Origin of the sequence: Exiguobacterium sp. (assembly GCF_020832205.1) — a bacterium.
Lineage (GTDB): Bacteria > Bacillota > Bacilli > Exiguobacteriales > Exiguobacteriaceae > Exiguobacterium.
In genome coordinates this window covers 31,805-56,900 of sequence record NZ_JAFIFD010000041.1, presented here as the reverse complement: position 1 = coordinate 56,900, position 25,096 = coordinate 31,805, and the positions used below count along the sequence as shown (strand labels likewise).

Genomic DNA, 25,096 nt, shown 5'->3' with positions numbered 1-25,096 from the left:
AATCCCTTTACAACTACCAATAGTACAGCCGTCCTAACCTCTTGTCAAGTTTTTTTCTTAACAGTGAAAGTCAGGCGAGGTCATCGTTTGGTTGTGCTTTTTCTTCAAATACGTCCCCGAATAGTCCGAGCACGAACTGTTCCGGGTCGAACGGTTGTAAATCATCAATCTTCTCGCCGAGACCGACGTATTTGACCGGGATATCGAGCTCGTTTCGAATCGCGAGCACGATCCCGCCTTTTGCCGTCCCGTCGAGTTTCGTCAAGACGATCCCGCTCACGTTCGTCGCTTCTTGGAACGCTTTCGCTTGCATCATCGCGTTCTGACCCGTCGTTGCATCCAAAGCAAGGAGCACTTCGTGCGGTCCGTTCGGGATTTCCCGCTCGATGACGCGCTTCACTTTCTCAAGCTCCTTCATCAAGTTGACCTTGTTTTGAAGACGGCCCGCCGTGTCACAAATGAGGACGTCGACGCCGCGCGACTTCGCCGCCTGGACGGCATCGAAGACGACCGCGGCCGGGTCAGACCCTTCCGCCTGACGGATAACCGGGACGCCGGCCCGTTCGCCCCACACTTGGAGCTGGTCGATGGCGCCGGCCCGGAACGTGTCGCCTGCCGCGAGCATGACCGAGCGACCTTCTGACTTCAACTGATGGGCCAGTTTACCGATCGTCGTCGTCTTCCCAACACCGTTTACCCCGACGAACAAGATGACGGTCAACCCGTCTTGCATGTTCAACTCCCGCTCCGACTCGTCTTCTTGGAGTCGTTTGGCCACGACTTCGACGAGCGCATCACGGACGGCCTCAGGGTCTCTCAAGTTGCGGCGCTTCACTTCTTCTTTTAAATCCTCGACGAGGTCCATCGTCGTCGTCACGCCGACGTCCGCTTGGATGAGCAAGTCTTCAAGTTCGTCGAAGAAGTCCTCATCGACTTCCCGGAAGCGGTAGACGAGATCGTTGACGGCACTTGCGAACCCGTCACGCGTCTTCGTCAACCCGTCCGTAAATTTTTGGGACACTTCTTGTGTCGAGGTCGTCAGTTTATCTTTTAATTTTTTAAAAAAGCTCAAGTCAATTCCTCCATCTCTTGTTCCGTCTCGACGACGCGCTTCGCTTCGGCCAACTCGACCGAAAGCACCTCGGACACCCCGTTTTGTTGCATCGTCACGCCGTACAACATGTCAGCCGCCTCCATCGTCCCTTTGCGGTGGGTGATGATGACGAACTGGGTATCGATCGACAACGTCCGCACGTACTCGCCGAAGCGATGGACGTTCGCTTCGTCAAGTGCCGCCTCGACTTCATCGAGGACACAAAACGGTACCGGGCGCGTCTTCAAGATGGCAAATAGTAAAGCGATCGCCGTCAGTGCCCGCTCCCCGCCTGACAACAGGCTGAGCGTTTGCAGTTTCTTCCCTGGCGGTTTCGCGACGATATCGATTCCCGTATTGAGCAGATCACCGTCGTCAATCAATTTCAAATCGGCCTCGCCGCCACCGAACAGCTCTTTGAACGTCTGCTTGAAGTGGTTGCGTACCGACGTGTACGTCTCGCTGAACAGACGCGTCACTTCGCGGTCCATCTCCGAGATGATGTCGTACAAATCTTCTTTGGCGCTCACGAGGTCATCGCGTTGCTCCGATAGGAACGTGAAACGTTCGTTGACGATGTCGAACTCTTCAATCGCGTTCACGTTCACCGGCCCGATCTCCTCGATTTGGCGGACGAGCAGCTTGAACTCCTCGCGCGCCTCTTCGAGCGGCAGATCGAGTGCCGGAAGAAGTTCGAAGACGAGTCCCCGTTCTTCGAGCGCATCGAGCTTCCACTGCCGTTTCAACTCGAGCTCGTTCAGCATCGTCTCGGCTTTCCTAACGTCCGCGTCAAGGCGGCGCAACAGATCCGTCGCTTGCTGCTCGCGTTGGCGAAGGATGCGATGCGACTCTTCTTGCGCCTTCAGTCCGGCCGTCTCGGTATCGATTCGCCGTTTGAGCGTCTCCATTTGTCCGATGGCCGCTTCATGGCTGACGCGCAATTCGGCCGATGAGATGATTTTCCCGCTCGCGAGACGTGCGAGCTCGGCCTCGACTTGGCCGATCCTTGTGACGAGTTTCAACCGTTCATCCTCGAGCCGTTCGGCTTCAGCCTCGACCCGCTCCACTTCGAGCGTATGCCGCTGACGGTCAAGTTCGTTTTGACGCAACGTCTCACGCAGTTCGTCGGTCGTCTCGGCGCCTTTCGCTTGTTCGACCCGGAGCGACTCGAGTTGTTTTCGGAGCGCTGTCTCTTTTGTCGATGTCGTAGCGATTTCTTCTGAGAGACGCGCGAGTTCTGCTGACGACGACTCAATCGTCTTCGCGTATCGATTCATCTCGTGGTCAAACAGTTCTAGTTGTGCTTTCGCGTCTTGACTGACGCGTTCAAGTTCACGATATGCCGCTTCGCGTTCCCGAAGAGCGTTCTCGTTGTTTCGTTTTTCCGCCCGTAACGCCTGAAGTTCAACCTCGAGTCGTCCGAGTGCCTCCGTATACTCGGTCACGCGCAACTGTTGCTCGTGAAGCATGGCGAGCCCTTGTGTGAGACCTTGTTTCAAATCATCGAGTTCACGTGACTGGGTGAACAACGCGACGCCTTGTTTCCGGCTCCCACCGGTCATCGAACCGCCGACGTTGACGATATCCCCGTCGAGCGTGACGATGCGATAGCGATATCCGGTCGTCTGGGCGATCCGGTTCGCAACTTCGAGCGTCTTGGCGACGATGACCGCACCGAGGAGTGAACGTTTCAGTTTGTCATACGTCGCTTCTGTCGACACTAGGTCAGATGCGACCCCAATGAATCCGTCCATCGCTTCAAGCCGGTGGACGACTTCGGATGGGACGAAACGCTCCTTGACGGTCGTCATCGGAACGAACGTCGCTCGGCCGGCACTCGCCCGGCGCAACTTGTCGATCTCGCGGCGTCCGACCGATTCTTCGGTGACGACGATGTGTTGTTGCGTCTGACCGAGCGCCGTCTCGATGGCGGCCTCGTACGTCGGGAGCACTTGAATCAGTTCCGCCACGGCCCCGAGCACGCCGGGACCACGGTCTTTCAAGACGAATTTGACCGCATGGAAGTAGCCTTCATACGATTGTTTCATCCGTTCGAGCATGTCGATGCGGTCTTCGGTCTTTTGACGGCGCCGGTCGAGGTCGTGGTACGACTGTTCCGCCCGCGTCAATTTGTCGCGAAGCGTCGTCGCCTCGGCCGAGAGCTCGTCTTCACGCTCGAGCAGTTGCTGCCACGCCGCGCGTGACGTTTCGAGACGCTCTCGTTCCTGATTGAGCACGGCCGTCTGTTCCGTCCGGACGTCAAGCCGATCTTTATTTTCCCGCAGCAACCGTTCGGTCGCTTCTTTTGCCTGCTCGATATCCCGCTCTTCGCGCTTCTGTTGATTCGTGAGCGTGGCCCGAGTCGTCGCGAGTTCGAACGCTTCGCTTTGGAGCGCCTCGATTTCCGCGTCGAAATCACGCGATGCGGCCTCGAGTTTTTTGTCGAGTTCGCTTCGCGCCGATTCGATCGTTTCGAGTGCCGTGCGTTTCGATGCCAAGTCCGCTCGCGCTGACTGTAGCCGTACGTCTAGCTGCTCTAGTTCGCCGGCCGACTCTTCTTGTTGCCGTTCGAGCCGTTCCTTCGTCTCGGCACCGTGTTCCTCACGGGCTTGCGCCAAATTGATCTCACCGACGAGCCGTTCGAGTTCGGTCGCTTGTGTCCGTTCTTCGTGATGGAGCGCCTCGAGTTCTTCTCGTTTGTTGACGAGCGTCGTCTCAAGTTCGGTCCGTTCGGCGACGATCGCCTCGAGCACGGTGTTTTGTTTTGCTTTTTCGCTTGTCGCCGTCTCGAGCCCGGTCCGGCTGGCGGTCAAGTTCTCGCCGAGCTCGGCAATCTCGGCTCCGAGGATACCTGTCTCGAGCTCATCGTGCCGGGCTTTCGCGACTTGGTATTCCCGAGCGAGCGCAGCTTGCTCACGGAGCGGTTCGACACGGTCGGCCAGCTCGTACAAAATGTCGTCGACTCGTGACAAGTTCAACTCTGTGTCTTGAAGCTTGCGCTCGGCTTGTTTTTTGCGTTGCCGATACTTCAAGACGCCGGCTGCTTCTTCGATGACGGCGCGGCGGTCTTCCGGCTTCCCGGAGATGACTTGTTCGACCCGGCCTTGCCCGATGATCGCGAACGCGTCGCGGGACAGTCCTGTATCCATGAACAAGTCGATGACGTCTTTTAGTCGGCACGGCTTTTTGTTCATGAAGTAATCGCTGTCGCCGCTGCGGGACACACGCCGGGTCACGCTCACTTCTTCATACGGCAGCCGTAAATGCGCATCCGTGTTATCGAGGACGAGCGTCACTTCGGCGACGTTCCGATGGTTCTCGCCTTCACTGCCGGCAAAGATGACATCTTCCATTTTGGCGCCTCGGAGCGACTTGGCCGACTGCTCACCGAGCACCCAGCGCACCGCATCCGATATATTTGATTTCCCGCTCCCGTTCGGTCCAACCACAGCGGTGACACCGGGGCGGAAATCTAGTTCAATCCGCTTGGCAAACGATTTAAAGCCAGCGAGTTCGATTCGTTTTAAGTGCATCGTGACCATCCTATCCTCAGTAAGCATTCATTCGTTTATTTTACCACAGTTGACAGTTCGTCAAAATGCTAGAATCATGCTATTCTAAAAAGAACTGTAGAAAGGGGTACGACACATGACGAACGAACAAATGATCGAGGAGATTCTCGACAAGATGAACATCATCAATCGCGGCGCCATCAAAGCCGAAGAATATAACCGCGCCGACGCCACCGCCGTGAAAGAGATTTACGACTACGTGATGAACCGGTCATCACTGTCGATTTCTGAAGTCGACGGCATCGTCGAAGAACTCGGACAATTGACGTGACCAAACGAAAAAGTGAGCCAATTTTTTTGGCTCACTTTTTTTCGTTATAGATCGGCGTAGCGGCGGTTAAATTCAATCAACGCCTCTTTTGCCGCGATTTGCTCGGCTTCTTTCTTCGAACGCCCGACCCCTTCTCCGACGATATCGTCCGACAGGCGGGCATGGGCGACGAACTCCCGGCTATGAGCCGGGCCTCGCTCTTCGATGATCGTGTACGTCACCGGGCCAAGCCCTTCCCGTTGCACGCTCTCTTGGAGCTGACTCTTATAGTCTGTCTGCTCTTCAAACACACCGGCCAAGACTTTCGGAAAAACCGCTTCGGCGAGGAACTGTTCGACTGGTTCGATCCCTTGGTCGAGATAGAGCGCCCCGATGTATGATTCAAACACATCGGCGAGCAAGGCCGGACGCTTCCGTCCCCCGGTCAACTCTTCTCCTTTTCCAAGCAAGATGAACTCAGAGAAAGCGTAAGCTTCTGCAAAGTTCACGAGCGAAGGCTCACAAACGATGGCCGCCCGTAACTTCGTTAATTCCCCCTCGGAGCGCTCCGGATACGTCTCATACAAGAAGCGAGACACTGTCAACTCGAGCACCGCATCTCCTAGAAACTCTAACCGCTCGTTGTCTTTTTTCAGACCGCGTTGTTCATTGACGTAAGAAGAATGCGTGAACGCCTGCATCAACAGCTCTTTGTTCGCAAACTGTACCGCGAGCCGTTGTTCGAGTCCCGTGAACTGCTCGATGATCCGGGCCCGTTCCAACTCGTTTCGTCGGCGTCGTTGCGCCGACCCTTGACGGTCAAACCGTCGTTTATCCTTTGTCATAGTTCCCTCCAAATAGAAGCATGCCCACCGCTCAAAACGAGCGGTGGGAAGCTGGATTACAATTTAGTTTCGATGTATGCGACAACGTCGCCTACTGTCGCAAGTTTCTCTGCATCTTCGTCTTCGATCGTGATGTCGAACTTGTCTTCGAGGTCCATGACCATTTCCATCACTTCGAGCGAGTCAGCGCCGAGGTCGTCTTTGAATGATTTGTCGGCTGTGATTTCAGATACGTCTTTCCCGAGCTTTTCAGCCACTGCTGCTTGTACGTCTACTAAGATTTGTTCTTTTGTCATGATTAAATCCCTCCAGATTAAAGTATATAAAATGTGTTGTGATTGGTAAAGTTCTGTTTTACGCCATCGTCATGCCGCCGTCGACGGCGATCGTCTGCCCGGTGACATACGCGGCTTGATCGGACGCAAGGAACGAGACGAGGTTTGCCACGTCTTCGACTTGCCCGAAACGGTTGAACGGGATTTGACCGAGCGTCGCTTCCCGCTGACCTTCTGTGAGCGCATCGGTCATATCGGTCTGAATGAACCCCGGACAGACCGCATTGACCGTGACGTGACGGCTCGCGAGCTCGCGCGCCACCGATTTCGTCAAGCCGATGAGACCTGCCTTCGCGGCCGCATAATTCGCTTGGCCGGCGTTCCCCGTGATCCCGACGACCGAGGCGATGTTGATGATTCGCCCCGACGTCGACTTGAGGAGCGGTCGCGTCACGGCTTGCGACGTCAAGAACGCGCCTTTCAAGTTCGTCGACAAGACGGCATCAAAATCGGTCTCTTTCATCCGCATGAGCAAACCGTCACGTGTGATGCCGGCGTTGTTCACGAGGCAATCGATGCGACCGAACGCATCGAGCGCCGTCTTGACGAGTGTTTTCACGTCATCGGCGTTCGAGACGTCGGCTTGGACGGCGATGGCTTCTCCGCCTGCTTCTTCAATCGCGGTGACGACCGCGTTCGCTTTTTCTACACTACCCGAGTAATTGACGACGACCCGAAAGCCGTCTTCCCCTAAACGCTTCGCGATGGCGGCCCCGATCCCGCGGGACGCGCCAGTCACGATGGCTACATGGTCATGCACGCACTTCTCCTCCTAACGATGCCACTTCTTCTAACGTCGTCGCTTGCTTGATCGTCACGTTCTTATCGATCCGCTTGATCAGCCCTGAAAGCGGCGAAGCCGGACCGAATTCGATGAACGTGTCGACACCCGCGTCGATCGCTTTGCGAACGCAATCCTCGAAGCGGACAGACGCGTACAGCTGCTCGGTGAGGAGCGCTTTCAGCTTGTCCGGGTCTGTATGCACGTCGGCATCGACGTTCGAGATGATTCCGACCGACGCCGGTTTGAACGGTGACGAGGCGAGCACGTCTTTGAACCGCGTCGCCGCAGGCATCATGTACGAACTATGGAACGCACCTGACACGTCGAGCGGTAACACTCGTTTCGCGCCTGCTTGTTTCAATTCCGTCTCCGCCTGTTTAATGGCGTCGACATGTCCCGAGATGACGAATTGGCCAGGACAGTTATAGTTGGCGATTTGTACAAGGTTACCACTAGCACTGATTTTCTCCGTCACATGGAACGCTTCGGCGACATCGGTCATCCCGATGACGGCCGCCATCGTTCCGTCTTTCACCTCTGACATGAGTTTGCCGCGCTCACGGACGAGCACGCTCGCTTCTTCGAGGTCGATGACGCCCGCGATGACGAGCGCCGCATACTCCCCGACACTATGCCCGATGACGACGTCCGGTGTCGCGCCTGTCTCACCGTAAGCGAGAGCGAGCGACGCCGCATGCGCCACGATGGCAGGTTGCGCCACTTCTGTCTGTTGCAGGTCTTCTTTCGACCCGGCCGCCATCACGTCGAGTAAATCGAACCCGAGGCGACGACCGATTGTCTGTAGCGTTTCAGGATTGTCTAAGAACGTTTGGCCCATGCCGACGGCTTGTGACCCTTGTCCTGGAAATACCCATGCTGTCTTCCCCATGTACTCACCTTCTTTACGTTAGTCTGTCGTTTCTTTCGCTTGCTTGATCTTCGTGACGACGTCATGCTCGACCATGATCTTCGCTTGTTTGAGCGCGCTCATGATGGCGAGGGCGTCACTTGACCCGTGGGCTTTAATGACGGGGGCGTTAATACCGAAAAGGCCGGCCCCGCCTTGTTCCCGATAATCTAATGTTTGTTTTAACTTCTGCAACTTCGGCTTTAAGACGAGAGCGGCAAGCTTCGAGACAAGATCGCTCGTGAACTGTTCTTTCAACATTTTCATGAGCATCGAGGATGAGCCCTCGACCCCTTTCAACAAGATGTTACCGGCGAACCCTTCGGTCACGATGACATCGACGTCTCCCGACATCGCCTCACGGGCCTCGACGTTTCCGACGAAGTGGACCGGTGCTTGTTCAAGGAGGGGGAACGCTTCTTTAGTGAGCGCATTTCCTTTCCCTGCCTCGGTCCCGATGTTGAGAAGCGCGACACGCGGTCGTTTGACGCCGCGCACATGCTCTGCATAGAGTGAGCCCATGATCGCATAGTCGACCAAATGCTCAGCCTTCGCGTCAGGATTCGCCCCGACGTCTAAGACGACGACACCGCTACCCGTATATGTAGGGAACGTTGGCGAAAGTGCCGGCCGCTCGATTCCAGGAATTCGACCGATGACGAACAACGAGACCGCCATGAGCGCCCCGGTGTTCCCGGCCGACACGAGTGCGTCAGCTTTCCCGTCTTTGACGAGCTGTGCTGCCACGACGAGGGAGCTGTCCTTTTTACGGCGTACCGCCCGGACCGGCTCGTCTTCCCCGGTGATGATCTCACTCGCTGGGACGATTGTGATCCGTGGATCGGTCAGCCCGTAAGAGGCTAGCTTCACCGCGTCCCCGACTAAAAATAGTTCCATCTGTTCGTTCGGGAAGCGGTCCGCGAATTGCTTGACACCTTCCACGATCGCTTTTGGGGCGTGATCCCCACCCATTGCATCGATTGCTAACTTCATGCTTGTTCCTCCTCACCGCGACGATAGATCGTAAAGTCTCCGCTAAAGACACACTCATCGCCGACATAACTATCAACTGTGACGTCTGTCCGTCCGTCCCGACGCAGTTTGATCACACGAGCCTTGGCAACGACTCGCTCACCGAGATGGACTTGGCGACTGAAGCGGATGTCCGCTTTAGTGGTCAACGCCAATTCATCATTGATGAGCGCCACCGCTAACGAGTTGGCCTGGGCGAACAAGACGTGCCCCCGGGCGATTTCGTTGCGGCTAAAGACGTGTTCTCTCTCCATGTCGAGAACCGAAATGGCCGATTCGTCGAGTTTCAAGTCAATCATATCACCGATGACCTCGCTCATTGCGAGCGACTTCACTTCATCGAGGTGTTCTGAAGCAACATGCTTGATTCGTTCTCTCACCTCTGGAATTTTAAGCTCCATCCGATCGAGTCGAATCGTTTGAATGCTGACGGCAAACTGTTTGGACAGCTCATCGTCTTTAATGAACGGGTTTTGTTCAATCGTTTCTTGCAGCAAACGTTGCCGCTCTTTCTTAGGTACCCGCATTCAGTTCCCTCCTAAACTCTATGCTAAAGAACTTAATACCTGGTACTAATAGTAGTATATATTCTTTAGATTTTATTTTCAACCGTTATTCTAACCTTTCCCCGACAAGCAAGTCGAGCCGTTTCAAATAGTGCCGAAGCGGCCGGTATGCCGCGTCTTGCCAAAACGTCTCACTGCCGAGCAAACGGACGGCATCTTGCATCGCCACTTCCATCACTTTTAAATCGAGCACCGGGTCGGCGACACGGAAACTCGGCAACCCGCTTTGGGCCGTGCCGAAGAAATCACCGGCCCCGCGGAGCTCAAGGTCTTTCTCGGCCAAGACAAAGCCGTCGTTCGTCTCCGTCATCGTCTTCAAACGCAACTTCCCGACGTCCGACTTCGGGTCACCGACTAGCAGGCAATAAGACTGATGCGCGCCACGTCCGACCCGCCCTCTCAACTGATGCAACTGGGCGAGCCCGAACCGCTCCGCGTCGTGGATGATGATGAGCGAGGCGTTCGGCACGTTCACCCCGACCTCGACGACCGTCGTCGAGACAAGGATTTGCAGCTCGTTCACAGAGAACGACTTCATGACCTCGTCTTTTTCGATGCTCGACAGCTTCCCGTGCATGAGACCGACCGCATACTGTTGGAAACGTTGTTTTAATAGTTCATACAAAGCGGTCGCATTTTCCACCTCGAGCGTATCTGACTCTTCGATGAGGGGCGCGATGACGTAGGCTTGGCGACCGAGCGCGAGTTCGCGTTCGACCATCGCGTGGACACGGTCGATTTGGTCGGGCTTCGCCCAATGCGTCTCGATCGGCTTGCGTCCGGCCGGCATCTCATCGATCGTCGACACGTCCATCTCCCCGAACGCGCTAATGGCGAGCGTACGGGGGATCGGTGTCGCCGTCATATAAAGGACGTCAGCGAGGTCGGCCTTGTCACGAAGCATTTTCCGTTGTTCGACTCCGAACCGGTGCTGTTCATCGGTGATGGCCAAGTGCAGGCTTGAAAATTCAACCGGACCTTGTATCAAGGCGTGTGTCCCGACGACGATGTCGATGTCCCCCGCTTTAATCGAGGCGAGGAGACCGTCTCGCGTCTTCCCTTTCACCGAGCTCGTCAGCAACGCGACGCGAATGCCGTACGGTTCGAACAACGCTTGGAGCGAAGTGACGTGCTGCTCGGCCAAAATTTCCGTCGGAACCATGAGCGCTCCTTGGTAACCGGCCCGTACTGTCGCATACAAGGCGATCGCGGCAACGACGGTCTTCCCGCTCCCGACATCCCCTTGCAACAATCGGTTCATCCGTTCGGGCTTCTCTAAGTCGCCGACAATCTCGCGGATCACTCTCGTTTGGGCCCCGGTGAGCGGAAAAGCGAGCCGTTTGACGAACTCGTTCAGTTGCTGTTTGTCGAGGACGAGTGCCCGTCCTTTCCCCGAGCGCTCCATTTTACGAAACGCCTGCAGCTTCAATTGATATAAGAGACACTCCTCATACACGTAGCTGCGCCGGGCTTGCTTATACGCATCGACCGATTCCGGGAAATGCATCCCTCGAAGCATCGACGCTCGGTCTTGCAACCGGTAACGTTCACGAATCGATTCCGGTAACCGATTGTCGAACGTCGGCGTCTGTTCGAACGCGAGCTTGACGATGCGGCTAAAGTTTTTCTGGGTCAGACCGGATCGCAATGAATAGATCGGCTGCAATCCGTCCGACAACTCTCCGAACTCGAGATCGGTCGCGCTGATCGTCATCCGGTTCATATCCCATTTGCCTTTGACCGTCACGGTCGACCCGAGCGTGAGCTTGTCTTTATAAAAAGCCCGATTAAACATCGTCACGTGGACGACGTAGCGCTCTTCGAGCAACAGCCGAAATTGTAGGCGATTTTTTCCTTTACTGTAATAGCGGACGAGCGGCTCGGCTTGGACGGTCCCGCTCCATTTGACGAGATCCCCATGGACGGCCGTCGTCACCGTACCGCTATTATAATTCTCATAACGAAACGGGACGTGCTCTAGCACGTCCTCGATTCGTTCGAGACCCATCGTCTCTAATTTTTTGGCCATCTCCGGCCCGACTCCTTTAAGCGTCGTCAGCGACTCACTTCTCGACATTTTCTTTCGCTCCGAAAATGTTTTTCTCGAGACGGCGTGCCGTCGGCGTGTTGGCGAGCCCCCCACGCGCCGTCTCTTTGAGCGCCGTCGGCATCATCTGGCCGATTTCATGCATCGCCGAGATGACCTCATCGCAAGGAATACGCGACGTGATGCCGGCGAGCGCCATATCGGCCGCGACGATCGCGTTGGCGCCACCCATGGCGTTTCGTTTCACACAAGGCACTTCCACGAGTCCCGCTACCGGGTCACAGACGAGCCCGAGCATATTTTTCAAGGCGATGGCGAAAGCGGTCGCCGACTGTTCCGGTGTCCCGCCGGCCGCTTCGACGATGGCCGCTGCTGCCATCCCGGTCGCTGACCCGACTTCAGCTTGACAGCCGCCGGCAGCACCCGAGATCGAGGCGTTGTTCGCCACGACGAACCCGAACGCACCCGACGTGAACAAGTAACGGACCATCGCCTCACGGTCCATCTCGAGACGGTCTTTCACCGCGAAGAGCGTCCCTGGTACGACACCGGCGCTCCCCGCCGTCGGGGTCGCACAAATCCGGCCCATCGCCGCGTTCACTTCGTTCGTGCCGATCGCTTTCGCGACCGCATCCAAAATCAAATCGCCCGCGAGCGATTTACCGGAACGGACATAGTCCTGCATGAGCACCGCGTCATTGCCGGTGAGCCCTGTCACGGACGTCACGCCTTGCAGCGCCCGTTCGACGGCTTCTTCCATCACTTCTAAGTTCCGCTCCATCATCCCGAACACGTCTTCACGCGTCGAGCGTCTGACGTGCACTTCTTGCTCAATCATAATTTCTGAAATCGGGACGCCTCGTTCTGTCGCCGACCGGACCAACTCTTCTACTGATTTAAACATAGTCGATTCTCCTTATTCCCCAAAGATGGCTACCCGTTCGATTTGAGGCAACCGTTCAATCTCCGCTAACACGTCTTTTGATAAATGTTCATCAATCTCGATCGCCATGAGCGCCTGCTTGCCTTTCTCGTGGCGGCTCACTTCCATATGGCCGATGTTCAACTCATATTTGGCGAGAATGCCCGTCACGGCCGCGATTGCCCCGAAGCGATCGTGATGCAAGACGACAAGTGCCGGCCCGCCGCCAGACAATTTGAGCGGGAACCCGTTCAACTCGGTAATTTCAATCGTCCCGCCGCCGATGGAAATTCCAACGATTTCAAACGTCCCATCCGCATCTTCTAAATGGACCCGTGCCGTGTTCGGATGGTCCGTGAGCGCATCGCTCGTCTCGAAGACGATGTCGATGCCACGTTCTTTCGCGATGTCGAGCGCCTGCGGGATGCGCAGGTCGAACGTGTCGAACCCCATGATCCCGCCGACGATGGCGACATCGGTGCCGTGGCCGCGGTACGTGTCCGCGAAACTGCCGTAAAACGTGATGCGTGCGAGACGCGGCTGACGTCCGAACAGTTTGCCGGCCATGAGACCGATGCGGGCCGCACCGGCCGTATGCGAGCTCGACGGCCCGACCATGACCGGACCGATAATATCAAACACACTGCGATATTTCATCGCATTTCCCCCTTTCAAAAAAACCCTACCTTCATTATACAGAAGGTAGGGCCGAGATACAGCTTATTCCACACTAAAAATATAGGAGTAGAGCGGTTGTTTCCCGTCATGGACTTCGATTTCAATCTCATCGTTCTTCGACTCGATGTAAGCCGAGAGCGCTTCGACGTCTTCCGCTGATGAACCTTCACCTGTCAAAATCGTGACGATCTCATCATCCGCATCGATGAGCGCATCGACGAGTTTCTTCGCCGCTTCAAGGCTTGAAGCCGACGAGGCGACAATTTTCTTCTCGGCGATGGCCATATGGTCGTCTTTTCGAATCTCGATGCCGTCGATGCTCGTATCGCGGACGGCATACGTCACTTGTCCAGACTTGACCGAAGCCGCGGCTGTTTTCATGACCGACTCGTTCGTGTCGACGTCTGCTTCCGGATTGAAGGCGATCGCTGCCGCGAGACCTTGCGGTACCGTCTTCGTCGGGATGACCGATACGCCGCATGGCGCCACTGACGCCGCTTGTTCAGCTGCCATGATGATGTTCGAGTTGTTCGGGAAGATGAAGACATGATCGGCGTTGGCCGCTTCGACCGCCTTCACGATATCTTCCGTCGACGGGTTCATCGTCTGGCCACCTTCGATGACGTGCGCCGCTCCGAGTGAACGGAACAATTCGCTGACACCTTCACCCATCGCGACCGTCACGATCGCATATGGTGCTTTTGGCTTCGGAGCAGTCGCCGTCGGGGCAGTTGCTTGAACGCCATGTTGATTCGCGCCGTGCTCTTCTTCGAGAATCGTCGAGTGCTGTTGACGCATGTTCTCAATTTTGACCGCGACGAGTTCTCCGAAACGCTGTCCTTTCGTGATGACATCGCCCGGTGTCTCCACGTGCACGTGGACTTTGAGCAATTCTTCATCCGCTACAACGAGAAGTGAGTCCCCGAGTTCAGACAGTTCGTTGCGGAACACGTCTTCATCAAACGGAGTGTCTTTCAACTTCTCGTCTTGGAACCGGACCATGATTTCCGTACAGTACCCGAATTCGATGTCTTCTGTCGACATGAATCCTTGAGCAGAATGCGCGTGATGCTCAGCTTCGATGAGCGCGTCCATGACCGGGGCGTGCGGTTTTTCAAGTTCTTTCCCTTCAAGTGTCTCGAGGAACCCTTCATAGATCACGAGAAGCCCTTGTCCGCCAGAGTCGACGACGCCGACTTCTTTTAAAACCGGCAACAAGTCTGGCGTCCGGTCGAGCGACGCTTTTGCCTCAGCGACGATCCGCTCCATGAACTCGTTGAAATCACTTGTCGATTCAGACGCGACGAGCGCCTCATCCGCCGCTTCACGGGCGACCGTTAAAATCGTCCCTTCAACCGGCTTCATGACCGCTTTGTAAGCCGTATCGACGCCGCGCTTGAGCGCTTCGGCGAAATCGACTGTCGAGAGTTCTGCCTTTCCTTCGATCGCCTTGCCGAAGCCGCGGAACAACTGGCTCAAAATGACGCCAGAGTTCCCGCGGGCTCCCATTAACAAACCGCGGGCGAATTTCGCCGAAATGTCAGCGACGTTCGCCGTGTCGAGCGCAGCGACTTCTTTTGCCCCTGACGTCATCGTCAAGTTCATGTTCGTTCCTGTATCCCCATCCGGGACCGGAAACACGTTGAGCGAATCAACGTAATCCGCATTTTGACTTAAGTTGGCTGCTCCGTTCGCGATCATATTCGCGAGCACCAATCCATCTAAACGTTGTAAACCCACACCAAATCCTCCTCCGTTCTCGTCAGTCATTCGTCAGCCGAACGCCTTGGACGAATATGTTCACTGACGAAACGTTTAATCCTAACGTTTCACCGAGCGTGTACTTCACACGACTTTGCACGTTGTAGGCGACTTCTGACACTTTTGTCCCGTAACTTACGATAATGTGCATGTCGATATGTACGTCTTCACCATCTTGACGTACGACGACGCCGCGCGCATAGTTCTCGCGCTTCAAAAGTTCTGCAATCCCATCTTTCAATTGAGCTTGTGACGCCATGCCGACGACGCCGAAACATTCCATCGCCGCACCGCCTGCTAGTGTTGCCACGACGTCGTTCGTAATGTCAATATTGCCATATGTTGTCTTCATATCAATTGCCATATGGAGTAGCCTCCTTTATTCGGAATGATTCCTTCACTACATTCTACAATATCCACCTAGTTATTTAAAGGACCTGCTCCTAAACTCGGTCAATTGTGCTGTAACCCTCATTCATTATTAAAATCCTTACCAGTAATGTCAAGTTTTTTTCTTGTCATACTATTATTTTCTAGTTGCATCGGGAAAAAACCCGTGCTAATATAAACGAGTGTCTATTAGGACGAACCCACATAAAAAAGGAGGGGAAACGCATGGCACGTAAATGCTACGTAACAGGTAAATCACCTAAGTCAGGTAACAACCGTTCGCACGCACTCAACAAGACAAAACGTACTTGGGGTGTAAACGTACAAAAAGTTCGTATTCTCGTTGACGGTAAACCGAAACGCGTTTGGGTTTCAGCTCGCGCTCTTAAATCTGGTCTCGTTGAACGCGTATAATCTTATACACGAACGAAACAAATCCCAGCGGCATGCGCCGATGGGATTTTTTTTGCTTATTTTTTTACATACATGACCAAGACCGTCCCGTCATGGACGATCAACTCCGCCGTTTCCGCGTCCCATTCGTTCGAGATCGTCAACGCCTCGTGACTGACGACGTCGTGACGCTCGAGCGGATAACGGACGCCCCGAATCGACACGTTCGCCTGCTTCCATGGGATGAGCGACAAATAATGGTCGTCACGCCGCGCGAGCGTGTGCCGGCCCGTTCGTGCGAGATGTACCACTTGCCCGTCAGCATATAGGCGCATCTCCGGGTATGCCTCAAGCAACCCGATATTGCCGAGCGTCATATCGAGACGACCGCCGAGGGCCCCGTAGACGAGCATTTCCGTGGCCCCATGGCCCCGTGCCGCCTCGAGGGCGATCTCGAGGTCGGTCACATCTTTCTCGGACGGATAACGGACCGCCTCATCCGGGACGGTCCCTTCGAACGAATCGAAATCGCCGACGACGAGGTTTGGCGTGATCCCGTGATCGAGCAGCGTCTGATAGCCGCCGTCGACACCGATGACATAATCGATGTCGTTCGGCAGGGGCGGAACCGCTTCCGGACTGGCCGCCACGATCAAGACACGCATTAGCGCACGTCCCGTGTCGCGAGCGTCGCGAACCGCGGTGCCGTCGTGAACAAAAGGACGAGCACGATCGTCGCGATCAAGAACGACGGGAGCATGTACGTCATGTTATAGCCGAGCGAGTAGGCAACGACCGGTCCTTCCGCGTATTGGGCGAAGAAGACGATCCCTGAGAGGACGTGCGCGGCGTAACGAAGCAGCGATCCGAGCAAAGCACCAAGAATCAAGTACACGACGAGCGTCTTTTTAGCGCCGTCATGGGCGGCTCGTTTCACTTGCCCGGCGAATACGCCGGCCATACCGACGAGCCCGTAAGCGAACGTGTAGTCGACCAAGAACTGAACGGGCGTGAAGATGTAGGCGCCAAACAGCAGTTGGAGCGTTCCGACGAGCGCACCGGTCGCAAGACCGCCTTTCAATCCGTGCCGATACGCCATCACAAAGATCGGTAACATGACGAGCGTGATCGAGCCTCCTTGCGGCATCCGGTACGGCATGAGCAAGTCAAAGATCAACGCGAGCGCCGAAAAGAGCGAGATCTCGATCAACGCTTGCAACTTCAATTTTTGTTTCATTTCCAATTCCCCCTTTTTAATTGAGAACGACAAAAAGCAGCATGACGTAAACGCCATGCTGCTTGGATTCGCAACGTGCATTTTCGCCACATCCCTACGTCCGTGTGAACGGAACAGGTTCAAAGGGTTAGCGTATGCCTCTCAGCCACAGAATGTGACACCCCTTGCGACAATATTTGTTGTTCTACAGACGATTATACACGAGATGCGTTGCGAATGCTATCGATCGCGTCTTTATAGCTCGGCTCGTTGTAAATCGCCGAACCGGCGACGAGGACGTCGGCTCCGGCGTCGATGCACAGTTTCGCCGTCACCGCGTTCACTCCGCCATCGATCTCAATTTCAAAATCGAGACCGCGGGCAGCACGCATGTCGCTTAAGGCGGCGATCTTCGGCACGACTGATTCGATGAACGCTTGGCCCCCAAAGCCTGGGTTCACCGTCATGAGGAGCACCATGTCGACGTCTTGCAACACGTGCTCGATCGACGCGAGCGGCGTGTGCGGATTCAAGACGACGCCGCACTTCGCTCCGGCCGCCTTGATTTGTTGCAGCACACGATGCAGGTGATTCGTCGCTTCGACGTGGACGGTGACGATGTCCGCACCTGCCTTGATGAAGTCTTCAACGAACCGTTCCGGCTGATCGATCATCAAATGGACGTCTAAAACCATATCCGATTTCTTCCGTAAGCTTGAAAGCACCGGGAGACCGATCGAGATGTTCGGGACGAATTGACCGTCCATCACGTCAAAATGGATGTAGTCGGCGCCCGCCTCCTGAACAGCTTTCACTTCCGCCTCCAAGTTTGCAAAGTCCGCTGCCAAAATCGATGGTGCGATTTTAATCATCAGTTCAATACCTCCGTTGTCTATCGTTTAACTCTTCCATAAACGTAACATAATTTTCGTAGCGAGTGGAAGCGATTTCTCCTTCTTCGACCGCCGACTTGACGGCACAGCCCGGCTCGTTCACGTGGGCGCACCCCCGGAATTTACAGTCATCATGCCGCTCGACGAACTCCGGGAAACACCAACGCAGTTCTTCTGTCTCGAGCTCTTGCGGGAACTCGAGGCTCGAGAATCCCGGCGTATCCGCGACGAGACCGCCCGCAAGCGTGATGAGCGTGACGTGACGCGTCGTATGTTTACCTCGTCCGAGTGATTTAGAAATTTTACCGGTCGCGAGTTCAAGCTCTGGCGCCACGGCGTTGAGCAATGAACTTTTGCCGACTCCCGTCTGTCCGGCGAAGACACTCGTCTTATCTTTGAACGAGCCCCGAATCAGTTCGATCCCAGCCCCAGTCTCGGTCGACGTCTCAATCACTTCATAGCCGATCGAACGGTACAACGCCGCCGCGTCTCTAATTTTTTCTAGCTCGTGTTGTTGTAACAAATCCATCTTCGTCAAAACGATGATCGGATGGACTTGCTTGGATTCGATCAAGACGAGGAACCGGTCGAGCAAATGGAACGAGAACGCAGGTTCCTTCACCGAGAACAACAGAAACGCTTGATCGATATTCGCGATCGGCGGACGGACGAGGTGGTTCGACCGTTCGTCGACAGCCAATATATAACCGGTGCCGTCCCCTTGATCTTGTATGTCGACGTCGTCCCCGACGACAGGCGAGATGTTACGATTTCGAAAGTTTCCGCGGGCACGACAACGAATCTCTTGTTTCATCTCGGTCATGACATCGTAAAACCCGCCCTGCAGGCGAATGATTGTTCCTTTCATCCTGTTTCCTCCTTAGAAAAAGAGGCGACGCGCACGCCACCTCTTTATTGTGCATCTTTAGCTTGTGCATACGTCACCGAATCGGTCCGGACGACTTCGCCGTCCACTTCGATCGTCGCAGTGCCGACTTCGCCTGGGGCGATGACGAGCGTGTACGAGTATGTCGTCGTCTCCGTTATTTTATCACGGAGCACTTCGATCTCGCCACGTGCATCGACCGTTCGAATGACGACCTCGACGGGTTCAGCCGTCTCTCCTTCTGCCGGCGGCTCGATCTCGACGCTCACTTCACGCTCGATCGACGCATCGGTCGGCTCGACCCCAAGTGAGACGATGACCGTCAGCTCGGTGCCCGGATCGACGGCCGTACCGGCCGTCGGGAGCTGGCGAATGATTTGGTTCGCCGGCACACTCGTCGAATACTCGTCTCGTTTGACGATCTTCAAGTTGTTCTGCTCCGCGTACGTCGACGCTTCCTCGAACGTGTAACCGGCCAAGTTGGCAAGCTCAATTTTATTGCTTCCCGTCGATACGACGAGTGTGACCGTCACTTCGGACGGAATGACTTCTTCTCCCGGCGCGAGCGATTGCGAGATGACGTCGCCGCTGTCGACCGTCTCAGACGCTTCTTTTTGAATGTCGATATCAGTGAAATCCAAATCTTTCAACGTCCGTTCCGCCGCTGATTGCGACAACCCTTCCACGTCCGGCATTTCGACCGTCTCTTTACCGGCCGAGACGACGAGCGTCACCGTCGTGCCCCGCTTCGGCTTACGGCCGGCTGGCGGGTTTTGCGAGATGACATTGCCGGCCTCGACGTTATCGCTTGCCCGCTCGGTCACATCCACGACAAAGCCGGATGACTCAAGTTCCGTCGTCGCGTCGCCGACTGTCATTCCGACAACGTCCGGAACGACGGTGCGTGACATTTCATCAGCGACGACGTAAGCCCCGATTCCCCCGCCGATGAGCAGCAGTGCGAAGAGGAGCCACAACCACCACTTCCGCTTTTTCTTCTTCGGTGGTTCAACTTTTGGCTCGACCGGTTTAACCGGTTGCTCGGCGACGACTTTCGGTTCTTCCGGAACGACCGGTGCCATGACGAGTGTTTGATCGAACGCGTCTTGTTCGGCGTTCACCCGCTTCGGCTCATGCGCCCGCTCCGAATCGAGCGACGTCAAACAGTCCTTCTTGAACGCCGCGACCGACGCATGTCTTGCCCCTGGTGATTTCGCGAGCGCCTGCATGATACAGTTCTCCAGCGCTTGCGGGATTTTCGGGTTCAGATCCATTGGACGGATCGGGTCGTCTTGAAGATGTTGCAAGGCGACGGCGACCGGTGTCTCTCCGATGAACGGGACCCGGCCGGTGATGAGTTCGTACAGAACCGCCCCGAGCGAATAAATGTCTGACTTTTCATCAGCGAACTTCCCGCGCGCTTGTTCCGGCGAGAAGTAATGGACAGAACCGAGCACGGACATCGTATGGGTGAGCGTCGCGTTCGACATGGCGACCGCGATGCCAAAATCGGTCACTTTCACGTTCCCGTTCTGGTCAATCATCATATTTTGCGGTTTGATATCCCGATGGATGATCCGATTCGCGTGGGCGTGGTCAATCGCATCACAAATCTGTCCCATGATGCGTAACGCCTCTTCGACAGATATGTATTCTTCCTGCAAATATTGTTTTAACGTCATCCCATCGACATGTTCCATGACGATGTAATACAAATCTTCTTCTTCTCCGACGTCATAGATGGCGACGATATTCGGATGGTTCAGGCTAGTTGCCGCATGGGCTTCTCGTTCGAACCGTCTTATGAACTGTTCGTTATGTGAGAATTCAGATCGTAACACTTTGATGGCGACGGTTCGGTTTAAAATCTCATCGTGAGCCCGATAGACATTTGCCATGCCGCCGCTGCCGATTTGCTGTTCGATCCGATAACGATCGTTGATTCGTTCTCCGCTTCGCATCGGATTCATCCTCTCTTTCTATCTGTAAACTGGACGATAGCAACGGTGATGTTGTCGCTCCCACCCAATCGGTTCGCTTGATCGATCAACTGATCCGCTTTGACGTCAGCAGAGATCGGACGCTCGAGCACGAGCAAGATGTCCTCATCCGTCAGATGGGTCGTCAACCCGTCCGTACAGATCAAGATCGTGTCAAATTCAGGTTCGGCCAACACTTGTAAATCAGGTTCGACGTGTTCGTTCGACCCGATGGCACGCGTGATGATGTTTCGTTTCGGGTGAACGCGCATCTCTTCTTCGGTCAACTCGCCGAGCTGCTTCAATACGTTGACGTAAGAATGGTCCTCGGTCAACTGCAGCAACGCCCCGTTGCGAAGCGCATAGACGCGACTGTCGCCGACGTGGACGATGACGATCGTCTCATCATGCCAACAGACGCCTGCGATCGTCGTCCCCATCATGACGAGGTTCGACTGTTTCGAAAACGCGAGCACTTGTTCATTCGCCAGTTCTACGTTATCACGGAACCATTGTTCCATCTCCATCGGCGTGGCCGGAAGCGTCGGAAAAGCGCGACGAAACTGCTCAATGACGAGCTCACTCGCGACTTCTCCGGCTTCATGCCCGCCCATCCCGTCGGCGACGAGGGCGATGCCGGCATGCTCGTCCCCTAAAATCAAGACGGCATCCTCGTTTTGCGCCCTCACTTGCCCACGGTCGGTACGATAGGCTAATTCCATCTCTCCCATTACCTCGTTTCTTGTTCGCGCTCCTTCGCTCGAAGCTGCCCACAAGCCGCATCGATGTCCGAACCTTGTTCGCGACGAATCGTCACGTTCACTTTTCGGTTTTTGAGCACTTTTTCAAAGGCAAAAATCTGGCTGCGCGGCGTCCGGACGTAGTCGCGCTCGAGCACGTGGTTGACCGGGATCAAGTTGACGTGGCATTTTACGCCTTTCAACAAGTCGGCAAGCTGATGCGCGTGTTCTTCCGTATCGTTGACGCCACCGAACAGACCGTATTCAAACGTGATGCGGCGACCGCTCTTCTCCGTGTAATAATTGACGGCTTCCATCAATTTATCCAAGTTGTAAGCGCGGTTGATCGGCATGAGACGTGTCCGGATCTCTGTCGTCGGTGCGTGAAGGGAGATGGCGAAGTTGATGCGCATTCCTTCATCGGCGAACTTGTAGATCTTCGGCACGATTCCGCTCGTCGAGACGGTGATATGACGTGAGCCGATGTTCAATCCGTCATCGTGGTTGATCGTCCGGAGGAAACGCATCAACTCGTCATAGTTGTCAAACGGCTCCCCGATTCCCATGACGACGACCGAGTCGACCCGCTCGCCGCTCGCATCGAGCGCACGTTGCACATCGAGCACTTGGGCCGTGATTTCACCGGCTTCAAGGTTACGTTTCAACCCGCCGAGCGTCGAGGCACAGAACGTACAACCGATGCGGCAACCGACTTGTGTCGTGACACAGACCGAGTTCCCGTATTCGTGGCGCATGAGCACCGTTTCGATCGAATAGCCGTCTTGAAGCTCGAACAAGAATTTGATCGTGCCGTCTTTTGACTCTTGACGAACGAGTTCTTTCAGCGTCGTCAACTGGAACGCCGCATCAAGTTTCTCGCGGAGCGGTTTTGATAAGTTCGTCATATCTTCGAACGATGTCACGCGTTTGACGTACATCCAGTCGTATAACTGTTTCGCCCGGAACGCTTTTTCTCCTGCTTCCTCGAGCCATTGCTCGAGTTCCGTGTATGTCAACGAGTAAAGCGACGGCTTGGCGCCGACCAGTGGATTTTTTTCAACTGCTTTTGGATTCATGTTTTATACCTCTTTCTTGAAGGCGGCGATGTAGAAGCCGTCCGTCCCAAACGTCGTCGGGAGTAATTTAAGTTCAGCGCGGTCCGATGACACCATCGGCCGTAATACTTCGGGAAGACGCTCACGGAGTGTCTCATCCCACGTCAATCCGTTCGACAAAATGTAGTCGGCCTGCTCTTCGTTTTCAGACGGGTCGATCGTACATGTCGAGTACACTAGCGTACCACCTCGTTTTAAGAGAGGCAAGACAGCATCGATAATTTCACGTTGGACTTTCGGCAACCCGGCTAGCGCGGCTTTTTCTTTCGTCCATTTGATGTCCGGCTTCCGGCGAATGACACCGAGTCCCGAACAAGGGACGTCGAGCAAGATTCGATCAAAGCTTTCCGGTTCAAACTCGTCCCCGGCGCCGCGGGCATCGAGGGCCAGTGCGGTCACTCCATCGATGTGTAGTCGCTTCGCTTGACGTTCAATCAATTTCGCTTTATGCGGATGCAAGTCGAGGGCGACGAGCGTCCCACCGTCCATCCGTTCGGCTGTATGCATCGCTTTCCCGCCTGGTGCCGCGCATGCATCGAGCACGTGCGATGACGCCTGCGCGTCGAGCGCGTCGGCGACGATCATCGAGCTCTCGTCTTGGATCGACAAGAGACCCATGTCGATGAACGATGTCTGATGGACGTTGCCTGATTCGATGACGAGGCCGTCTGCCGACAAGGCGGACGGTATCGCGACGACACCGACGTCAGCGAGACGTTCGATCATCTCAGCGACGCTGGCACGTTTCCGGTTGACCCGAACCGTCACTGGAGCGGGCTCGTTGTTCAATTTACACATCGCCTCGGTCGCTTCGACACCGTACGTCTCAATCCAATCCGCGACGAGCCAGTCCGGATGGCTATGCTCGATGGCGATGCGCTCGGCATCAGGTAGTCCGCTCAAATCAGGGAACCCGTCACGGATGACGTTACGCAACACCCCGTTCACAAACTTGCCTGTGCCGGAATGCCCCATTCGTTTCGCGATTTCAACGGCTTCGTGCAACACGGCCCGGTCCGGCACTTTGTCGAGATAAAACAGTTGATACACACTCATCCGGAGAAGCGGCAAGACGAAACGGTCGAGCTTTCTCGGATTGTGGATCCGCTTTTCTAAAATGTAGTCGAGCGTCCGTTTTCGTCCGAGCGTCCCGTAGACGAGCTCGGTATATAAGCCGACATCTTTCGTCGCCAACTTCTTTTGGTTCAATAACTCGTTGACCGCGATCGTCGAGTAAGCCCCACCTTGTTCAATTTTAATCAGCGTCTCTAGCGCTGCGTGTCTGACATTCATTGTTTATCCTCCTAATCGGTCGCCGACTTGCAACTTCTGTCCGGCGCCGCGCATGAACGTGGCACCGTCCATTTGTTTTTTACCAGCCGGTTGAAGCTCGACCACTTTGATCGCGACCGCATCGCCCGTCGCGACGACGAAACCGTCGTCTTCTAACCGTACGATCGTTCCCGGTTCACCCGTTCCGGTCGTCTTCTCGCTCGCAAACACTTTCACTCGTTCGCCTGCGATCAACGTGTACGCCGTCGGGAACGGATTCATCCCCCGAATGTGATTGAAGATCACTTCGCCCGGCTGAGACCAGTCTAACTGTTCCCGGTCCCGGCTGATGTTCGGGGCGAACGTGACGTCACGCTCGTCTTGCGGCACTGCTTCGATCCAACCTTCGAGGAAAGCCGGCAACGTTTGAATCAACAAGTCCGATCCTGCGACCGCGAGTTTGTCGAACAATGTGCCGACCGTGTCCGTCTCCTCGATCGGTACGATTGTGTTGGCGATCATATCGCCCGCGTCAAGCCGATCGACCATATACATGATCGTCACGCCTGTCTCTTTCTCTCCGTCAAGAATCGCTTGATGGATCGGCGCCCCGCCCCGATATTTCGGGAGCAGCGAGGCGTGGACGTTAATGGCGCCGTGTGTCGGGGCCTCTAACAGCTCGGTCGGGACAATCTGGCCGTACGCCGCCGTCACGATCAAATCAGGTTCGAGCGCTAAAATGTCCGCATAATCGGTGCGGACTTTCTCTGGTTGCAACACCGGGATACCGTGGCGAAGCGCGCTCGCTTTCACCGGCGTCGGTTTCAACTCCCGTTTGCGTCCGACCGGTTTGTCGGGTTGGGAGACGACACCTACGACATTGTATCCTTCTTCGAGCAAGCGCTCAAGTACGGACACGGCGAACGTCGGTGTTCCCATGAAGACGATGCGTTGGTCGGTCCCTTTCCGTGGCACGGCCAATTTATCGGTGAACAACACCCCGTCCAAATGGTCGATCTCATGTTGGATCGCCCGGGCGAAGAAGCCGCTCGCTGTAACGAGTTGCTCGCGCCCTTTCATGTCTAGCGTCTTGACGGCGATCGTCTCGTGTCGTTCGACAAACCCGAACTCACCCGGAATGCTCAGACACCCTTCAAGACCGACTTCTTTTCCAGACGTCTCGATGATTTCTGGATTGATCAAGACGAGCGGTCCTGTCTCATCGTCGGTATGGACGACGGCGAGCCGTTGGTTCAAGTTTACTTGCGGGGCCGCGACACCGACGCCGTCATACTCATACATCGTATCGAACAGACGGTCGACCGTCTGCCGCAACTTTTTATCGAACTTCGTCACCGGCTCACAGACGACACGTAATATCTCATTTGGGATTTCTACTACTTTATACATCTCATTCCAC

The 25,096-nt window shown here is 55.3% G+C and carries 24 protein-coding genes, 1 pseudogene and 1 riboswitch; of the genes and pseudogenes, 2 read left to right on the top strand and 23 right to left on the bottom strand.

Going from position 1 to position 25,096, the window contains the following annotated elements:
* Positions 1–70: 70 nt before the first annotated feature.
* The gene (gene ftsY, locus JJU47_RS10875; RefSeq protein ID WP_228619264.1) at positions 71–1,072 is read right to left on the bottom strand and encodes a signal recognition particle-docking protein FtsY; all 1,002 of its coding nucleotides are present in this window, start codon (positions 1,070–1,072) and stop codon (positions 71–73) included.
* A complete protein-coding gene (smc, locus tag JJU47_RS10870; RefSeq protein WP_228619262.1) occupies positions 1,069–4,626 on the bottom strand; it encodes a chromosome segregation protein SMC in 3,558 nt (1,185 codons plus the stop codon). The genes ftsY and smc overlap by 4 nt, the downstream gene beginning before the upstream one ends.
* Before the next feature lie 115 nt (positions 4,627–4,741).
* Here smc and JJU47_RS10865 point away from each other — a divergent pair, with 115 nt between their 5' ends.
* Complete coding sequence (locus JJU47_RS10865) at positions 4,742–4,936, top strand: DUF1128 family protein (protein WP_024370076.1); 195 nt, start codon at positions 4,742–4,744, stop codon at positions 4,934–4,936.
* A 44-nt stretch (positions 4,937–4,980) separates the two neighbouring features.
* Here the strand turns inward: JJU47_RS10865 and rnc are convergent, their stop codons facing one another.
* From rnc to JJU47_RS10810, 11 genes are all read right to left on the bottom strand, one after another.
* On the bottom strand, positions 4,981–5,760 hold the full coding sequence (gene rnc, locus JJU47_RS10860) for a ribonuclease III (protein ID WP_228619260.1): 780 nt from the start codon (positions 5,758–5,760) through the stop codon (positions 4,981–4,983).
* Between the two features lie 56 nt (positions 5,761–5,816).
* Positions 5,817–6,056 (bottom strand): acyl carrier protein, encoded by a 240-nt coding sequence (gene acpP, locus JJU47_RS10855; RefSeq protein WP_024370074.1) that lies wholly within the window; start codon positions 6,054–6,056, stop codon positions 5,817–5,819.
* A 58-nt stretch (positions 6,057–6,114) separates the two neighbouring features.
* Positions 6,115–6,855 carry a 3-oxoacyl-[acyl-carrier-protein] reductase gene (gene fabG, locus JJU47_RS10850; RefSeq protein ID WP_228619258.1) on the bottom strand — a complete coding sequence of 247 codons (741 nt, stop codon included), beginning with the start codon at positions 6,853–6,855 and terminating at the stop codon, positions 6,115–6,117.
* Positions 6,848–7,768, bottom strand: a complete 921-nt coding sequence (fabD, locus tag JJU47_RS10845; protein ID WP_228619254.1) for an ACP S-malonyltransferase — start codon at positions 7,766–7,768, stop codon at positions 6,848–6,850. Before fabD ends, fabG begins: the two co-directional genes overlap by 8 nt.
* Before the next feature lie 18 nt (positions 7,769–7,786).
* Positions 7,787–8,779 (bottom strand): phosphate acyltransferase PlsX, encoded by a 993-nt coding sequence (gene plsX, locus JJU47_RS10840; RefSeq protein ID WP_228619247.1) that lies wholly within the window; start codon positions 8,777–8,779, stop codon positions 7,787–7,789.
* A complete protein-coding gene (fapR, locus tag JJU47_RS10835) occupies positions 8,776–9,345 on the bottom strand; it encodes a transcription factor FapR (RefSeq protein ID WP_228619244.1) in 570 nt (189 codons plus the stop codon). The genes plsX and fapR overlap by 4 nt, the downstream gene beginning before the upstream one ends.
* Before the next feature lie 85 nt (positions 9,346–9,430).
* A complete protein-coding gene (gene recG, locus JJU47_RS10830) occupies positions 9,431–11,461 on the bottom strand; it encodes an ATP-dependent DNA helicase RecG (protein ID WP_300997862.1) in 2,031 nt (676 codons plus the stop codon).
* The gene (gene sdaAA / locus JJU47_RS10825; protein ID WP_228619238.1) at positions 11,448–12,335 is read right to left on the bottom strand and encodes an L-serine ammonia-lyase, iron-sulfur-dependent, subunit alpha; all 888 of its coding nucleotides are present in this window, start codon (positions 12,333–12,335) and stop codon (positions 11,448–11,450) included. The genes recG and sdaAA overlap by 14 nt, the downstream gene beginning before the upstream one ends.
* 12 nt (positions 12,336–12,347) lie before the next feature.
* The gene (sdaAB, locus tag JJU47_RS10820) at positions 12,348–13,010 is read right to left on the bottom strand and encodes an L-serine ammonia-lyase, iron-sulfur-dependent subunit beta (RefSeq protein WP_228619235.1); all 663 of its coding nucleotides are present in this window, start codon (positions 13,008–13,010) and stop codon (positions 12,348–12,350) included.
* 63 nt (positions 13,011–13,073) lie between these two features.
* Positions 13,074–14,771 (bottom strand): DAK2 domain-containing protein, encoded by a 1,698-nt coding sequence (locus tag JJU47_RS10815; RefSeq protein ID WP_228619231.1) that lies wholly within the window; start codon positions 14,769–14,771, stop codon positions 13,074–13,076.
* Between the two features lie 22 nt (positions 14,772–14,793).
* The gene (locus JJU47_RS10810; protein ID WP_024370065.1) at positions 14,794–15,156 is read right to left on the bottom strand and encodes an Asp23/Gls24 family envelope stress response protein; all 363 of its coding nucleotides are present in this window, start codon (positions 15,154–15,156) and stop codon (positions 14,794–14,796) included.
* A gap of 251 nt (positions 15,157–15,407) precedes the next feature.
* On the opposite strand from JJU47_RS10810, the gene rpmB reads away from it, so the two are divergent.
* Positions 15,408–15,596: a 50S ribosomal protein L28 gene (gene rpmB / locus JJU47_RS10805; RefSeq protein ID WP_015881349.1), complete on the top strand. Its 189-nt coding sequence runs from the start codon at positions 15,408–15,410 to the stop codon at positions 15,594–15,596.
* Positions 15,597–15,652: 56 nt separating this feature from the next.
* Here the strand turns inward: rpmB and JJU47_RS10800 are convergent, their stop codons facing one another.
* The 10 genes and pseudogenes from JJU47_RS10800 to def form a co-directional block, all read right to left on the bottom strand.
* Positions 15,653–16,240, bottom strand: a complete 588-nt coding sequence (locus JJU47_RS10800) for a thiamine diphosphokinase (protein WP_228619227.1) — start codon at positions 16,238–16,240, stop codon at positions 15,653–15,655.
* Positions 16,240–16,812, bottom strand: a complete 573-nt coding sequence (thiT, locus tag JJU47_RS10795; RefSeq protein WP_228619223.1) for an energy-coupled thiamine transporter ThiT — start codon at positions 16,810–16,812, stop codon at positions 16,240–16,242. Before thiT ends, JJU47_RS10800 begins: the two co-directional genes overlap by 1 nt.
* Before the next feature lie 74 nt (positions 16,813–16,886).
* Positions 16,887–16,987, bottom strand: a riboswitch (TPP riboswitch).
* 19 nt (positions 16,988–17,006) lie between these two features.
* Positions 17,007–17,663, bottom strand: coding sequence for a ribulose-phosphate 3-epimerase (gene rpe / locus JJU47_RS10790; protein WP_228619221.1), 657 nt, complete (start codon positions 17,661–17,663; stop codon positions 17,007–17,009).
* A gap of 4 nt (positions 17,664–17,667) precedes the next feature.
* The gene (rsgA, locus tag JJU47_RS10785; protein WP_228619218.1) at positions 17,668–18,552 is read right to left on the bottom strand and encodes a ribosome small subunit-dependent GTPase A; all 885 of its coding nucleotides are present in this window, start codon (positions 18,550–18,552) and stop codon (positions 17,668–17,670) included.
* 44 nt (positions 18,553–18,596) lie between these two features.
* On the bottom strand, positions 18,597–20,531 hold the full coding sequence (gene pknB / locus JJU47_RS10780; RefSeq protein WP_228619215.1) for a Stk1 family PASTA domain-containing Ser/Thr kinase: 1,935 nt from the start codon (positions 20,529–20,531) through the stop codon (positions 18,597–18,599).
* A 5-nt stretch (positions 20,532–20,536) separates the two neighbouring features.
* Entirely contained in the window at positions 20,537–21,271 is a 735-nt protein-coding gene (locus JJU47_RS10775) for a Stp1/IreP family PP2C-type Ser/Thr phosphatase (protein ID WP_228619211.1), read from the bottom strand.
* Between the two features lie 8 nt (positions 21,272–21,279).
* The gene (gene rlmN, locus JJU47_RS10770; RefSeq protein ID WP_228619209.1) at positions 21,280–22,365 is read right to left on the bottom strand and encodes a dual-specificity RNA methyltransferase RlmN; all 1,086 of its coding nucleotides are present in this window, start codon (positions 22,363–22,365) and stop codon (positions 21,280–21,282) included.
* Between the two features lie 3 nt (positions 22,366–22,368).
* Positions 22,369–23,697, bottom strand: a complete 1,329-nt coding sequence (gene rsmB, locus JJU47_RS10765) for a 16S rRNA (cytosine(967)-C(5))-methyltransferase RsmB (RefSeq protein WP_228619205.1) — start codon at positions 23,695–23,697, stop codon at positions 22,369–22,371.
* 3 nt (positions 23,698–23,700) lie between these two features.
* Entirely contained in the window at positions 23,701–24,615 is a 915-nt protein-coding gene (gene fmt, locus JJU47_RS10760) for a methionyl-tRNA formyltransferase (RefSeq protein ID WP_366511958.1), read from the bottom strand.
* A 45-nt stretch (positions 24,616–24,660) separates the two neighbouring features.
* Positions 24,661–25,086 (bottom strand): annotated as a pseudogene (gene def / locus JJU47_RS14700) (peptide deformylase); the annotation flags it as partial.
* Positions 25,087–25,096: the final 10 nt, after the last annotated feature.